This is a genomic window from Enterobacter cloacae complex sp. SHL001 (assembly GCF_049236825.1).
GTDB lineage: Bacteria > Pseudomonadota > Gammaproteobacteria > Enterobacterales > Enterobacteriaceae > Enterobacter > Enterobacter hormaechei_C.
The window spans coordinates 337,041-352,131 of the sequence record NZ_JBMKIP010000005.1 but is presented as its reverse complement, the minus strand read 5'-3'; the positions used below and the strand labels follow the sequence as shown (position 1 = coordinate 352,131).

11 protein-coding genes are annotated in these 15,091 nt (G+C 58.4%); 7 read left to right on the top strand and 4 right to left on the bottom strand.

The annotated features are described in order from the left end of the window. Window positions 1-18 precede the first annotated feature (18 nt). The 6 genes from hscB to sseB all read left to right on the top strand — a co-directional run bounded on the left by hscB (window position 19) and on the right by sseB (window position 5,204). Window positions 19-534, top strand: a complete 516-nt coding sequence (gene hscB / locus ACOTYH_RS16180) for a co-chaperone HscB (protein WP_003860657.1) — start codon at window positions 19-21, stop codon at window positions 532-534. A 14-nt stretch (window positions 535-548) separates the two neighbouring features. Continuing rightward, on the top strand, window positions 549-2,399 hold the full coding sequence (gene hscA, locus ACOTYH_RS16175) for a Fe-S protein assembly chaperone HscA (protein WP_421637824.1): 1,851 nt from the start codon (window positions 549-551) through the stop codon (window positions 2,397-2,399). A 1-nt stretch (window position 2,400) separates the two neighbouring features. Further along, complete coding sequence (gene fdx, locus ACOTYH_RS16170; RefSeq protein WP_003860652.1) at window positions 2,401-2,736, top strand: ISC system 2Fe-2S type ferredoxin; 336 nt, start codon at window positions 2,401-2,403, stop codon at window positions 2,734-2,736. Between the two features lies 1 nt (window position 2,737). Further along, window positions 2,738-2,938 (top strand): Fe-S cluster assembly protein IscX, encoded by a 201-nt coding sequence (gene iscX / locus ACOTYH_RS16165; protein WP_003860650.1) that lies wholly within the window; start codon window positions 2,738-2,740, stop codon window positions 2,936-2,938. A 61-nt stretch (window positions 2,939-2,999) separates the two neighbouring features. Next, window positions 3,000-4,286, top strand: coding sequence for an aminopeptidase PepB (gene pepB, locus ACOTYH_RS16160; protein ID WP_032654483.1), 1,287 nt, complete (start codon window positions 3,000-3,002; stop codon window positions 4,284-4,286). Window positions 4,287-4,427: 141 nt separating this feature from the next. Further along, window positions 4,428-5,204, top strand: coding sequence for an enhanced serine sensitivity protein SseB (gene sseB, locus ACOTYH_RS16155; RefSeq protein WP_023325069.1), 777 nt, complete (start codon window positions 4,428-4,430; stop codon window positions 5,202-5,204). Between the two features lie 17 nt (window positions 5,205-5,221). Here the strand turns inward: sseB and ACOTYH_RS16150 are convergent, their stop codons facing one another. The 4 genes from ACOTYH_RS16150 to ACOTYH_RS16135 form a co-directional block, all read right to left on the bottom strand. Further along, complete coding sequence (locus ACOTYH_RS16150; protein WP_015572161.1) at window positions 5,222-5,992, bottom strand: MurR/RpiR family transcriptional regulator; 771 nt, start codon at window positions 5,990-5,992, stop codon at window positions 5,222-5,224. Beyond that, window positions 5,992-6,837, bottom strand: a complete 846-nt coding sequence (sseA, locus tag ACOTYH_RS16145; protein WP_017383536.1) for a 3-mercaptopyruvate sulfurtransferase — start codon at window positions 6,835-6,837, stop codon at window positions 5,992-5,994. The genes ACOTYH_RS16150 and sseA overlap by 1 nt, the downstream gene beginning before the upstream one ends. A gap of 89 nt (window positions 6,838-6,926) precedes the next feature. Next, window positions 6,927-8,294 carry a 6-phospho-alpha-glucosidase gene (locus ACOTYH_RS16140; RefSeq protein WP_063932847.1) on the bottom strand — a complete coding sequence of 456 codons (1,368 nt, stop codon included), beginning with the start codon at window positions 8,292-8,294 and terminating at the stop codon, window positions 6,927-6,929. Window positions 8,295-8,306: 12 nt separating this feature from the next. Next, window positions 8,307-9,851 (bottom strand): PTS transporter subunit EIIC, encoded by a 1,545-nt coding sequence (locus ACOTYH_RS16135; RefSeq protein WP_017692920.1) that lies wholly within the window; start codon window positions 9,849-9,851, stop codon window positions 8,307-8,309. A gap of 286 nt (window positions 9,852-10,137) precedes the next feature. On the opposite strand from ACOTYH_RS16135, the gene ACOTYH_RS16130 reads away from it, so the two are divergent. Continuing rightward, entirely contained in the window at window positions 10,138-15,090 is a 4,953-nt protein-coding gene (locus ACOTYH_RS16130; protein WP_421637823.1) for an alpha-2-macroglobulin family protein, read from the top strand. The last annotated feature ends 1 nt before the right edge of the window (window position 15,091 follow it).

Below are 15,091 nucleotides of genomic sequence, written 5' to 3'. Positions count from 1 at the left end.
GCTACCCCTGAGATTGTTATGGATTACTTCACTCTCTTCGGACTACCCGCTCAATACCCGATCGATCTCCAGGCGCTGACGGTCCGTTTTCAGGATCTCCAGCGTCAGTACCATCCGGATAAATTCGCCAGCGGGACGCAGGCAGAGCAGCTGGCTGCGGTGTCACACTCCGCAACCATCAACCAGGCCTGGCAAACGCTGCGTCATCCGCTGGCGCGTGCAGAATATCTGCTCTCGCTCCACGGTTTCGATCTGGCGAGCGAACAGCATACCGTGCGCGACACCGCCTTTCTGATGGAACAGCTGGAGCTGCGCGAAGAGCTGGATGAAATTGAACAGGCTAAAGACGAAGCGCGTCTGGAAAGCTTTATCACGCGCGTAAAGGGCATGTTCGATACCCGCCATCAGCAGATGGTGGAGCAACTGAACAACGAGACCTGGGACGTGGCGGCAGACACTGTGCGCAAACTCCGTTTTCTCGATAAACTGCGAAGCAGTGCTGAACAACTCGAAGAAAAGCTGCTCGATTTTTAATTTCGGAAGCAATTATGGCCTTATTACAAATTAGTGAGCCTGGCTTAAGCGTCGCACCGCACCAGCGTCGTCTGGCGGTCGGTATTGACCTGGGCACCACCAATTCCCTCGTGGCGACCGTGCGCAGCGGCCAGGCGGAAACGCTGGCTGACGAGCAGGGCCGCCATCTGCTGCCTTCCGTGGTCCACTACCAGCAGCAGGGTCACGCGGTCGGGTTTGATGCCCGCACCAACGCCGCGCGCGATCCGGCCAATACCATCAGCTCGGTTAAGCGCATGATGGGCCGCTCGCTGGCTGATATCCAGACCCGTTACCCGCATCTGCCGTATCAGCTACAGGCCAGCGAAAACGGCCTGCCGATGATCGCGACGTCTGCCGGTCTGCTGAACCCGATTCGCGTTTCCGCTGACATCCTCAAAGCGCTGGCGGCGCGCGCCACGGCGACGCTCGGCGGCGATCTCGACGGCGTGGTAATCACCGTTCCGGCCTACTTCGACGATGCACAGCGTCAGGGCACCAAAGACGCCGCGCGTCTGGCGGGCCTGCATGTGCTGCGTCTGCTGAACGAACCGACGGCGGCGGCCATTGCCTACGGCCTCGATTCCGGTCAGGAAGGGGTTATTGCGGTTTACGATCTCGGCGGCGGGACGTTTGATATCTCAATCCTGCGCCTGAGCCGCGGCGTGTTCGAAGTGCTGGCGACCGGCGGGGATTCCGCGCTCGGCGGCGATGACTTCGACCATCTGCTGGCAGACTACATCCGCGAGCAGGCGGGCATCAGCGATCGCAGCGATGCGCGCGTACAGCGTGAACTGCTGGATGCGGCCATCGACGCCAAAATCGCCCTGAGCGACGCGCAATCGGTCACGGTTAACGTTGCGGGCTGGCAGGGTGAGATCACCCGCAATCAGTTCAGCGAACTGATCGCGCCTCTGGTTAAGCGTACCCTGCTGGCCTGCCGTCGCGCATTGAAAGATGCGGGCGTGGAGGCCAGCGAGGTGCTGGAAGTGGTTATGGTTGGCGGCTCAACCCGCGTGCCGCTGGTGCGCGAGCGCGTGGGCGAATTCTTTGGCCGCACGCCGTTGACCTCTATCGACCCGGACAAAGTGGTTGCCGTGGGCGCCGCTATCCAGGCCGATATCCTGGTCGGCAACAAGCCGGACAGCGAAATGCTGCTGCTGGACGTCATCCCGCTGTCTCTGGGTTTAGAAACCATGGGCGGCCTGGTGGAGAAAGTCATTCCGCGTAACACCACCATTCCGGTGGCGCGCGCGCAGGAGTTTACTACCTTCAAAGACGGCCAGACCGCGATGTCCATCCACGTGATGCAGGGCGAGCGCGAGCTGGTGCAGGACTGCCGCTCTCTGGCGCGCTTTGCGCTGCGCGGAATTCCGGCGTTGCCGGCGGGCGGGGCGCATATTCGCGTCACCTTCCAGGTGGATGCGGACGGCCTGCTGAGCGTCACGGCGATGGAAAAATCGACCGGCGTGGAATCGTCCATCCAGGTGAAGCCGTCCTACGGCCTGACCGATGGCGAAATCGCCTCCATGATTCAGGACTCAATGAGCTACGCCGAGCAGGATGTGAAGGCGCGTATGCTGGCCGAACAAAAAGTGGAAGCCGCACGCGTGCTGGAAAGCCTGAACGGCGCGCTCGCTGCCGATGCCGCGCTGTTAAGCGCCGCTGAGCGCCAGGTGATTGACGACGCTGCCGCGCGCTTAAGCGCAGTCGCCGAAGGCAATGACGCTGACGCAATAGAAGAAGCCATTAAAAACGTTGATAAACAAACCCAGGACTTCGCTGCTCGCCGCATGGACAAATCTGTCCGCGTCGCGCTGAAAGGCCAGTCCGTGGACGAGGTTTAATATGCCAAAAATTGTAATTTTGCCTCATGCGGACCTCTGTCCGGATGGCGCTGTTCTGGAAGCGAAGACCGGTGAAACCATTCTCGATGTAGCCCTGCGTGCAGGTATCGAAGTGGAACACGCCTGTGAAAAATCCTGTGCCTGCACAACGTGCCACTGCATCGTGCGTGAAGGTTTCGACTCTCTTGCAGAGAGCACCGAAGACGAAGACGACATGCTGGACAAAGCATGGGGTCTGGAGCCCGACAGCCGCTTAAGCTGCCAGGCCGCGGTGACCGATGAAGATCTGGTCGTGGAGTTCCCACGTTACACCATCAACCACGCACGCGAGCATTGATATGGGACTGAAGTGGACAGACAGCCGTGAAATCGGCGAGGCGCTCTACGACGCGAACCCGGATCTCGATCCGAAGACCGTACGATTCACCGATATGCATCAGTGGATTTGCGATCTGGAAGATTTTGACGACGATCCAAACGCATCCAATGAAAAAATTCTGGAGGCGATTCTGTTAGTCTGGTTAGATGAAGCAGAATAGATAACATAAACGGGCTGCCTTCAGGCGGCCCGTTTGCTAGTTGCTAATAAGGATAAATAAAATGACCGAAGCGATGAAGATTACGCTCTCCACGCAGCCAGCCGACGCACGCTGGGGCGAAAAAGCCACCTACAGCATCAACAACGACGGTATTACCCTGCACCTGACGGGCAATGATGATTTGGGCCTGATCCAGCGCGCCGCGCGTAAAATTGACGGCCTTGGCATTAAGCATGTGTCGCTGGAAGGCGAAAGCTGGGACACCGACCGCAGCTGGGCATTCTGGGCAGGCTACAAAGGCCCGAAAGGCACCCGCAAAATCGAGTGGGCGAACCTCGACGAAGCCGGTCAGAAAGAGCTGGAAAGCCGCCTGCAAATCATCGACTGGGTGCGCGACACCATCAACGCCCCGGCGGAAGAGTTAGGCCCTGAGCAGCTGGCGCAGCGCGCCGTCGACCTGCTGTGCGGCGTGGCGGGCGACAAGATGTCTTACCGCATCACCAAAGGTGAAGACCTGCGCGAGCAGAACTACATGGGCATCCACACCGTGGGCCGTGGCTCCGAGCGTCCTCCGGTCCTGCTGGCGCTGGATTACAACCCAACCGGCGATAAAGAAGCGCCGGTCTTTGCCTGTCTGGTCGGAAAAGGCATCACTTTCGACACCGGCGGCTACAGCCTGAAGCAGAGCGCGTTCATGGATTCCATGAAGTCCGACATGGGCGGTGCGGCCACCATTACCGGCGCGCTGGCGTTCGCCATCACCCGCGGTCTGAACAAGCGCGTGAAGCTCTACCTGTGCTGCGCGGACAACATGGTGAGCGGCAACGCCTTCAAGCTGGGCGACATCATTCGCTACCGCAACGGTAAAAACGTTGAGGTGATGAACACCGACGCCGAAGGCCGTCTGGTGCTGGCCGACGGCCTGATCGACGCCTCTGCGCAGAAGCCGGAGCTGATTATCGACATGGCAACCCTGACCGGCGCGGCGAAAACGGCGCTGGGTAACGACTATCACGCCCTGTTCAGCTTCGACGACAAGCTGGCCGCTCGCCTGCTGGCCAGCGCGGCGGCGGAAAACGAACCGTTCTGGCGTCTGCCGCTGGCCGAGTTCCACCGCAGCCAGCTGCCGTCCAACTTCGCCGAGCTGAACAACACCGCGAGCGCGGCGTACCCGGCGGGGGCAAGCACCGCAGCAGGCTTCCTGTCTCACTTCGTTGAGAACTACCATGAAGGCTGGCTGCACATTGACTGCTCCGCAACCTACCGTAAAGCGGCGGTTGAGCAGTGGTCTGCGGGTGCGACCGGTCTGGGCGTGCGTACCGTGGCGAACCTGCTGACGGCTGAGTGATCTTTTTTGCCGGGTAGCGCTACGCTTACGCGCGCCTTCGGAGTCATCGTATTGCCCGGCGGCGCTGCGCTTGCACGGGCCTACGGTTTTGTAGGCCGGGTCAGCAAAGCGCCACCCGGCGTTTTTTGAAGTAGCCAAACTATGTCAGAAACCAAAAACGAATTAGAAACCCTGCTGGAGCAGGCGGCGACCGAACCCGCCCACCGTCCGGCCTTTTTCCGCACGCTGCTGGAATCCACCGTCTGGGTGCCGGGCACCGCGGCGGAAGGGGAGCAGGTTGTCGAAGACAGCGCGCTGGATCTGCTGCACTGGGAGAAAGACGACGGCACCTCGGTGATCCCGTTCTTTACTTCGCTCGAGGCCTTGCAGGAAGCGGTAGAAGACGAACAGGCGTTCGTGGTGATGCCGGTGCGCACGTTGTTCGAAATGACCCTGGGGCAGACGCTGTTCCTCAACGCCAAACTGCCGACCGGGAAAGAGTTTACTCCGCGCGAAATCAGCCACCTGATTGGTGACGAGGGCAACCCGCTCAGCACTCAGGAGGTGCTGGAAGGGGGCGAAACGCTGCTGCTGTCTGAAGTGGCCGAGCCGCCCGCGCAGATGATTGACTCCCTGACCACGCTGTTTAAAACCATCAAGCCGGTAAAACGCGCGTTTCTCTGCTCTATCAAAGAGAGCGCTGACGAAAAGCCTGTTCTGCTGATAGGGATTGAGGCCGACGGCGATATCGACGAGATCATCCAGGCAGCGGGAAGCGTGGCAACCGACACCCTGCCGGGCGATGAGCCGATTGATATCTGTCAGGTGAAGAAAGGTGAGAAGGGGATCAGCCACTTTATTACCGAGCACATCACCCCGTTCTACGAGCGTCGCTGGGGCGGCTTCCTGCGCGATCTCAAGACCAACCGCATTATCTGATTACGGCGGGGTGACCTTCACCCCGTTGCTTCCAGCAGCAGTAAATCCATCAGCAGCACCAGATTCGACTCAAACGACGTTACCCCTGCGGCTTCGGCGGCGAAATGTACCGCTTCGTCATAGAGGGCAAAATGCACGTCCGCCATGCCTGCCAGCGTATTGGCCGACGCGCGGGTAAAGGCGACGATCGTCATGCCGACGTTTTTGGCGATCCGCGCTTTATCCAGTACCTGCTCCGTTTCGCCGCTGCGTGAAACGGCAATAAACACCTGATAGCGCGCGGCGTTGCTGAGAAAAATATTCCGGCTGTCTCCCGGCCCGGAGATGAACGCCGTTTTTCCCAGCACCTGCAACTTCTTGGTCAGGTACTCGGCAAAAAGGTACGAAAACCCGGCGCCGTAGAGAAAGAAGCTCTCTTTCTGGCGCAGCAGGCTGGCAAACTGCTGGCGTTTGTCCTGAGTGACCCACTGGAAGGTCTGCTGATAGTTGGCAACGAACCGGGTAAAAAGCGCGGGCATTTCCGCATGTTGCTCAGGCTGTACGGTGATATGCGGCGTGTCAGAAAGCAGCTGCTTGCAGTGCCAGATAAACTCGCTAAAGCCGCTAAACCCCAGTTTCTGACACAGCCGCATAATCGTCGCGGTAGAGACAAATGTCGCCTGCGCCAGCTCGCGCACCGTGATGTTGCCCACCAGCAATGGATGCTCAGTGAGGTGGGCGAGGACGCGATACTCCGCGCGGGTCAGCGACGATCCGCGCGTTAACAGCGTTGCCAGGCGGTTATCCATTATTTCGCCGGTTCAACCGGCAGATCGTCCCGTGCACCCCATTCACTCCAGGCGCCGTCGTACAGAGTCACGTCATTCGCGCCAAGGGTTGCCAGCGCCAGGATCACCACGCAGGCCGTCACGCCGGAGCCGCAGCTGGCAATAACCGGACGATGCAAATCCACGCCCTGACGTTCAAAAATGGCACGCAATTCATCGGTGGTTTTCAGCTCGCCTTCAAACACCAGATCGCCCCACGGTACGTTCAGCGCCCCCGGGATATGTCCGCGTTTCAGTCCCGGACGCGGCTCGTCCGCTTCTGCGTTGAAACGTGGAGCGGGACGCGCATCGACGATTTGCGCCGTGTTTTCGTGGCTCACGACCAGCACATCGGTCAGGCGCTTGACCACGTTAGCGTCAAACGTGGCATCAAATTCCCCTTCCGGCAGCGTGACGTCACCCTGCTGAAGCGGTAGTTCGTCGCGCTTCCAGCCTGCAAGTCCGCCCGCCAGAATCGATACCTTTTCCACGCCGAAGTTTTTCAGCATCCACCACGCTCGCGGCGCGGAAAACAGATTACCTTCATCGTAAACAACAAGATGTTTATCTTTGCTGATGCCCAGCTCGCGCATCGCCACGGAAAACGCTTCCGGGCGAGGCAGCATGTGCGGCAGGGGAGAGGTGTGATCGGAGAGGGCTTCGATATCAAAAAATACCGCGCCAGGCAGGTGCCCTGCACGGTATTCAGCGGGAACGTCACGATGCTCCTGGCCCGGAGGGGCCATGCGCGCGTCGATAATCTGAACTTCCGGGTCGTCGCCGTGCTCAATCAGCCAGTCGGCAGCGACAAAATATGAGGTGGACATGGTTGCCTCCATTCTTTTCCGTAAAAAAGGATTGTCGGTGTTTTTTCTGACACCGACAAGCTAACCACGTTCAACTCGCGAGCAAGCCCCTATTTTTTCACCGCTTCACCGTCCTGCCAGGCCTTTTGCAGCGCAGGCCAGTAGTCGCGGTTGGCTTCGATCATCTCATCCAGAATCGCTTTCGCGTGCTCCATGGTCGGCACGGTGCGGTTCAGAGTAAACGCCTGCAACGCTTTCTCGTAGCTGCCTTCGATGGTTGCCTCAACCAGCAGCTGTTCAGAGGCCAGCTGCTGTTGCAGGAGCGTCTGGTGGAACAGCGGCACTTGACCCACGCGGACAGGCTCCGGCCCTTCGGAGGTGATATAGGCAGGCACTTCCACCACCGCATCGTACGGCAGGTTGGTAATCGCCCCGCGGTTTTCCACCATCACCAGATGGCGTTGGCGCAGGTTGAACGCCAGTGAGCAGGCGACATCGACGATAAATTCGCCGTGAACACCTACGTGGAAGGCGTCCGGTAAAATTCCGGTGCGCTGGTACTCTTCGGCGGCGGCAAACAGCTTTTTCTCACGCCCGTTCATCACTTCGTTGGCGCGGGTATAGTCAGGGTTCTGATGCTCCACAATCTGGTTTGGCATCAGGTAGTACTGTAGATACGGATTCGGCAGGTACTCCGGGAAGTTATCCATAATCGGCTTGATGTTGCGCCAGGTTTTCACCCACGACGGATCCGAGTGCTGCGGGTCGGTTTTCGCGGCATCTTCCGTCAGCAGGCCAAACTTCGCGATATGTTTACGCAGCTCCGGCAGCTTGTCCTCGCCGTCCACCCGCACGCGGGTAAACCAGCCGAAATGGTTGAGGCCAAAATAGTCCACCTCCAGTTGATGGCGATCCACGCCCAGAATGGCACCCATATTGCGCATCGCGGCAACCGGCATATCGCAGATGTTCAGCACGCGTGCGTTGGGGCGCAGGCGACGCACGCCCTCAGCGACAATCGCCGCCGGGTTGGAGTAGTTCACGATCCACGCCTTTTCGTGCGCGTAGCGTTCCACCCGATCGATCAGCTCTACCATCGGCAGGATAGTACGCAGGCCATATGCCAGCCCGCCGGGTCCGCAGGTTTCCTGGCCGACCACCCCGTGGCGCAGCGGGATCTTTTCATCCTGCTCGCGCATTTTGTATTGTCCGACGCGCATCTGGGCAAAAACAAAATGCGCGCCGCTGAAGGCCACTTCTGGGTCGCTGGTGACGGTGAATTTGATGCTCTGGCTGTGGTCGCGAATAATCTTCTCCACCACGGGCGCAATGGTGTTCTGGCGAGCCTCGTCAATGTCATACAGGCGGATCTCTGCCAGAGGGAAATCATGCAGACGTACCATCAGGCTTTTCACAATACCTGGCGTGTAGGTGCTACCGCCGCCGGCAATCGACAGAATAAATGGGGGTGTAAACATCTTTAGCTCCTTTCAGAGAAACGTCTCAACGGCTTCTCGCATTTTTTTGACATGCAGCCCGTAGACCACCTGAACGTTGTTACCTTGTTTGATTATCCCTTTCGCGCCGGTCGCTTTCAGGCGCGGTTCATCGATGATAGCGACGTCCTTCACCGTGACGCGTAAGCGGGTGTAGCAGTTATCCACTACCTCTATATTTTCCCGACCGCCCAGACCCACCACGATGGATTCGCCCAGCTCGTCGTTATTGCCCTTCGCCTGGTACTCCTGCTTGCTGTAAAGGCGTGTCTCCTGGTCCTCATCTTCACGGCCCGGCGTTTTCATGTTGAAGCGCAGGATCAGGAAGCGGAATACCACGAAATAAAGGGCGAACATGATCAGCCCGACCACGATGTACATGGGCCAGTTGGACTTCTCCGTGCCGAGCGGCAGGTTGTAGAGGATGAAATCGATAATCCCGTTGGCGCCGATGGCGTGAACGCCAAATAGCGAGAACAGCATCATGCCGATGCCGGTCAGCACCGCATGCACCACGAACAGCAGCGGGGCGACGAACAGGAAGGAGAATTCAATCGGCTCGGTTACGCCGACCAGCAGCGAGGTCAGCGCCGCCGGGATCAGAATCGCTTTCGCAATCGCTTTACGCTCTGGCTTCGCGGTCATGTACATCGCCAGCGCGGCGGCAGGAAGGCCGAACATCTTGCTGATGCCGCGCGCATCCCACACCACGGTACTGCTGAGCTGCTTCACGTCCGGGCAGGCCATCTCGGCGAAGTAGATATTGCGCGCGCCCTGATAGGTTGCGCCACACACCTCCTGCGTACCGCCCAGTTCGGTATACAGGAACGGCGTATAGACCAGATGATGCAGGCCCGTCGGCACCAGAATGCGTTCAAGGAAACCGTAGATCGCCACGCCAAACGGACCGGACCCTTTGATCGCCAGCGCCAGAGCGCTTATTCCATGCTGTGCGTACGGCCAGAGTTCGCTCATGACCACGCCGAGCAGCATAGAGACAGGCAGCATCACAATCGCGACAAAGCAGTGGCCGGAGTAAATCGCCATCGCGCCGTTAAACTGGACACCGGAATATTTGTTGTACAGATAACCGGAGAGCGCCCCGGTCAGGATCCCGGCGAAAACGCCCATCTCCAGCACCTGGACGCCCAGCACCATGCTTTGTCCGGCGGCTTTCATCTGTTCCGCAGGGGCCAGTTCTCCCTGAAGCTGTAACGTCACGTTCATCGCGTTAATGAATACGATAAAGGTCACCAGCCCAATCAGCGCCGCGTAGCCTTTGTCTCGTGTTGCCAGTCCAATGGGGATCCCGACGGCAAACACCAGCGCCAGGTTGACCAGCACCGACACGGCAGATTTGGCGATCAGCTGGCCGACACTCTGGATCAGCGGGTGGCCGAGAAACGGCAGGTACTCGGCCAGATTGCCGTTACCCAGTACATTCCCGAAGGCGATAAACAGGCCGACGATGGGTAAGATAAGTACAGGTCCGTACAATGATTTTCCGAAATTTTGTAGGGCGTTCACGGCTCGTTTCATGGCTTTCTCTCTTATTGAACCGCGCACTCGGGGTGCGTCATGGTCATAAAACTAGCAGGCCTGATGCGAGCTTATCCAGCTATCTTCTTGTTTTAAAAACAAATGACGCGAAAGGTAACATGTTACGTTATGCGCTGTGATCGCCGTTCCATCACGGTTTGGCTGCGTGATGCCATTCTGCGAGGTGCTTTCCAGATTATAAAATTGGACTTTTTGTATTAACGAAACTTGCGGATAATACTTATCCGGACGATGACCAACAGGCCCCTCAGGCCAGGGACACAGGATGAAACCGTTTCGCTTAGCTGCGATCTCTCTCGCGCTGCTCACCACCTTTACGCTTGTCGGCTGTGATAACAGCGACGACAAACCTCAGGCCGCTGCCCCCGCAGCGTCTACTGCATCAGAACAGAAAACCCCAGCAAAACCGGATCCTGAAAAGCTGGCTAAGCTGGCCGCGCAGAGTCAGGGCAAGGCGTTGACGCTGCTGGATGCCTCTGAAGTGCAACTCGACGGCGCTGCGACGCTGGTTCTGACCTTCTCTGTACCGCTGGAGCCCAGCCAGGATTTTGCGAAAACGGTGCATGTGGTGGATAAAAAAAGCGGCAAAGTGGACGGCGCCTGGGAACTGGCCCCCAATCTGAAAGAGCTGCGCCTGCGCCATCTGGAGCCGAATCGTAATCTGGTCGTCACCGTCGAACGTAATTTGCTGGCGCTGAACAAAGCGACATTCGGCATCGACTATGAAAAAGCGATCACCACCCGGGATGTTGAACCGACGGTCGGATTCGCCAGCCGCGGATCGCTGCTGCCGGGTAAGGTGGTGGAAGGATTGCCGGTGATGGCGCTCAACGTCAACAATGTGGATGTGAACTTCTATCGCGTGAAGCCGGAGTCGCTGGCCTCGTTTGTCAGCCAGTGGGAGTACCGTAACTCGCTGACCAACTGGGAATCTGACAACCTGCTGAAGATGGCGGAACTGGTCTACACCGGCCGTTTCGACCTCAACCCGGCGCGCAATACGAGTGAAAAACTGCTCCTGCCGCTCAAAGATATTAAGCCGCTCCAGCAGTCTGGCGTCTATATCGCCGTGATGAACCAGGCTGGTCACTATAACTACAGTAACGCCGCGACGCTCTTTACCTTAAGTGATATTGGGCTGTCCGCTCACCGTTATCATAACCGCCTGGACATCTTCACCCAGAGTCTTGAAAACGGTGCGGCGCAGTCAGGTGTGGCCATTACCCTTCTGAACGATAAAGGGCAGACCCTGGCCGAGGCGAACAGCGACGCCGATGGTCATGCGAAATTGGAAACCGATAAAGAAGCCGCGCTGATCCTGGCCAGTAAAGATGGCCAGACCACGCTTCTCGACCTCAAACTTCCGGCGCTGGATCTGGCGGAGTTTGATATCGCCGGTAACCCGGGTTACAGCAAACAGTTCTTTATGTTTGGCCCGCGCGATCTCTATCGTCCGGGTGAAACGGTGATCCTGAACGGCCTGCTTCGCGACAGCGATGGCAAACCGCTTCCCGATCAGCCGGTAAAACTTGACGTGCTGCGCCCGGACGGACAGGTGGCGCGTACGGTCGTTGTGCAACCTGAGAACGGCCTTTATCGCTTCAACTATCCGCTCGATAGCGGCGCCCAGACCGGCATGTGGCATATTCGCGCGAATACGGGCGATAACCAGCAGCGCATGTGGGATTTCCACGTCGAAGATTTTATGCCTGAGCGTATGGCGCTGAATCTGACCGGGCAAAAAACGCCGGTTTCCCCGCAGGATAATGTCGACTTTAACGTTGTGGGCTATTACCTGTATGGCGCGCCGGCTAACGGCAATTCTCTGCAAGGCCAGCTTTTCCTGCGTCCGCTACGTGACGCGGTGCCTGCGCTGCCTGGCTTCCAGTTTGGTGATATTGCCGAGGAGAACCTGAGCCGCAGTCTGGATGAAGTGCAGCTTACGCTGGACGAACAGGGGCGTGGGCAGGTTACCACCGAAAGCCAGTGGAAAGAGGTGCACTCGCCGCTGCAACTGATTTTGCAGGCCAGCCTGCTGGAATCAGGTGGGCGTCCGGTAACGCGACGCGCCGAGCAGGCTATCTGGCCTGCGGCTGAACTTCCGGGGATCCGCCCACAGTTCGCCAGCAAGGCCGTTTACGACTACCGTACCGATACCACCGTCAATCAGCCGATTGTCGATGAAAACGGCAACGCCAGCTTTGACATCGTCTATGCCGATGCCAGCGGGGCGAAAAAAGCGGTATCTGGTTTGCAGGTGCGTCTGATCCGTGAGCGTCGCGACTACTTCTGGAACTGGTCCGAGAGTGAGGGCTGGCAGTCTCAGTTTGATCAAAAAGATCTGGTTGAGGGCGAGCAGGAGCTAAACCTCAAGGCCGATGAAACCGGTAAAGTCACCTTCCCGGTGGAGTGGGGCTCATACCGTCTGGAAGTGAAAGCCCCTGATGACATGGTCAGCAGCGTGCGCTTCTGGGCGGGGTACAGCTGGCAGGATAACAGCGATGGCACGGGCGCTGCTCGCCCGGATCGTGTGACGCTGAAACTGGACAAGCCATCCTATCAGCCAGGCGATACCATCAACCTGCATATTGCAGCGCCGGCCGCAGGCAAGGGCTATGCAATGATCGAATCCAGCGAAGGACCGCTGTGGTGGAAAGAGATCGACGTGCCAGCAAACGGTCTGGATCTCGCCATTCCGGTGGATAAGGACTGGAAACGTCACGATCTCTACCTCAGCACGCTGGTGGTTCGTCCTGGCGATAAATCCAAATCCGCCACGCCAAAACGGGCGGTTGGCCTGCTGCATCTGCCAATGGGGGACGAAAATCGTCGCCTGAACATCGCACTGGATAACCCGCAAAAAATGCGTCCGAACCAGACGCTTTCTGTGAAAGTGAAAGCCAGCGTAAAAGAGGGGACTGTGCCACAGAAGGTGAACGTACTGGTCTCGGCTGTCGATAGCGGCGTGCTGAACATTACCGACTACGTCACGCCGGATCCGTGGGAAGCTTTCTTTGGTCAGAAGCGCTATGGCGCGGACATCTATGATGTTTACGGCCAGGTGATTGAAGGTCAGGGACGTCTGGCCGCACTGCGCTTTGGCGGAGACGGCGATGAACTGAAACGCGGCGGTAAGCCACCGGTGAACCATGTCACCATTATTGCCCAGCAGGCACAGCCGGTTACGCTTGATGCCAACGGCGAAGGCACCATCACGCTGCCGATTGGCGATTTCAACGGCGAACTGCGTCTGATGGCGCAGGCCTGGACGGAAGACGATTTCGGCAGCAGCGAAAGCAAAATCATTGTGGCGGCTCCGATTATCACCGAGCTTAATACGCCGCGATTCCTCGCCAGTGGCGATACCTCCCGCCTGACGCTGGACCTGACTAACCTGACGGACCAGCCGCAAACGCTGAACATTGCGTTAACCGCAACCGGTAAGTTGTCGCTCGAAGGTGCTCAGCCAGAGCCGGTTAAGCTGCCGCCTGGCGCACGTAGCACCCTGTTTATTCCGGTGCGCGCCCTGGAAGGCTATGGTGATGGTGAAGTGACTGCTCAGGTGACGGGGCTTCAGCTCCCAGGTGAGACGTTTGCGCCGCAGCAGAAAAGCTGGAAAATTGGCGTGCGTCCCGCATTCCCGGCGCAAACGGTGAATACGGGCACGATGCTGAACCCTGGCGAATCCTGGAGTGCACCAGCACAGCATATCAACGGTTTCTCGCCTGCCACGCTACAGGGGCAGCTGTTGCTCAGCGGTAAACCACCTTTAAATCTGGCGCGCTACATTCGTGAACTTCAGGCCTATCCATACGGATGTCTTGAGCAGACCACCAGCGGCCTGTTCCCGTCGCTTTACACCAACGCGGCACAACTTAAGGCACTGGGTATTAAAGGCGATACCGACGATAAACGCCGTGCGGCCATTGATATCGGGATCTCCCGTCTGCTGCAAATGCAGCGTGACGATGGCGGTTTTGCCTTGTGGGATAAAAACGGCCCGGAAGAGTACTGGCTGACCGCCTATGTCACGGACTTCCTGGTGCGGGCAGGGGAGCAGGGTTACAGCGTGCCTGCCGAGGCAGTGAATAACGCCAACAGCCGACTGTTGCGCTATTTACAGGATCCGGGGATGATGTCCATCCGCTACAGCGACGACACCCAGGCCAGCAAATTTGCTGTTCAGGCGTACGCTTCGCTGGTGCTGGCTCGTCAGCAAAAAGCGCCGCTTGGTGCGCTGCGTGAAATCTGGGAGCGCCACGCTCAGGCTGCTTCCGGGCTTCCGTTGATGCAGCTGGGCATGGCACTCAAACTGATGGGGGATGCACCGCGCAGCCAGCAGGCGCTGGATCTGGCTCTCAAAACTCCCCGTAACGACAGCCGAAACTGGATGGCGGATTACGGCAGCCAGCTGCGTGATAATGCCCTGATGCTCTCCCTGCTGGAAGAGTACAAGCTGCTGCCGGATGCGCAAAACAGGCTGCTGAACGCGTTATCTGAAGACGCGTTCAGCCAGCGCTGGCTGTCTACCCAGGAGAGCAATGCGCTGTTCCTGGCTGGACGTTCACTGCAAACCTTGTCAGGCGCGTGGCAGGCAACGACCAGCCTCTCTGAACAGACCCAGAGCAGTGATAAAGCGCAGGTAGAAAACCTGAACGGCGACCAGCTTGATGCCTTGCAGGTGGCGAATACCGGCACTACGCCGCTGTGGGTACGACTGGACACGACTGGCTATCCGGAGTATGCGCCTCAGCCATCCTCTAATGTCTTGCAGATTGAACGTCATATTCTGGCGACAGACGGCAGCAGCAAGTCGCTCTCTTCTCTGAAGAGCGGTGAACTGGTTCTGGTATGGCTGGAGGTGAAGGCCAGCCAGAACGTACCGGATGCGCTGGTGGTGGATCTGCTCCCGGCAGGTCTGGAGCTGGAAAACCAGAATCTGGCGAGCAGCAGCGCCAGCTTGCAGGACAGTGGCAGTGAAGTGCAAAACCTGCTGAATCAGATGCAACAGTCTGATATTCAGCACATGGAATTCCGCGACGATCGCTTTGTGGCCGCGGTGCCGGTCAATGAAGGTCAGCCGGTCACGCTGGTTTACCTGGCCCGTGCCGTTACGCCGGGAACCTACCAGGTGCCTGTTCCGATGGTCGAGTCCATGTACGTTCCGCAGTGGCGGGCAACGGGGGCGGCCAGTGGCCCGCTGATCGTTGTTCCGTAAG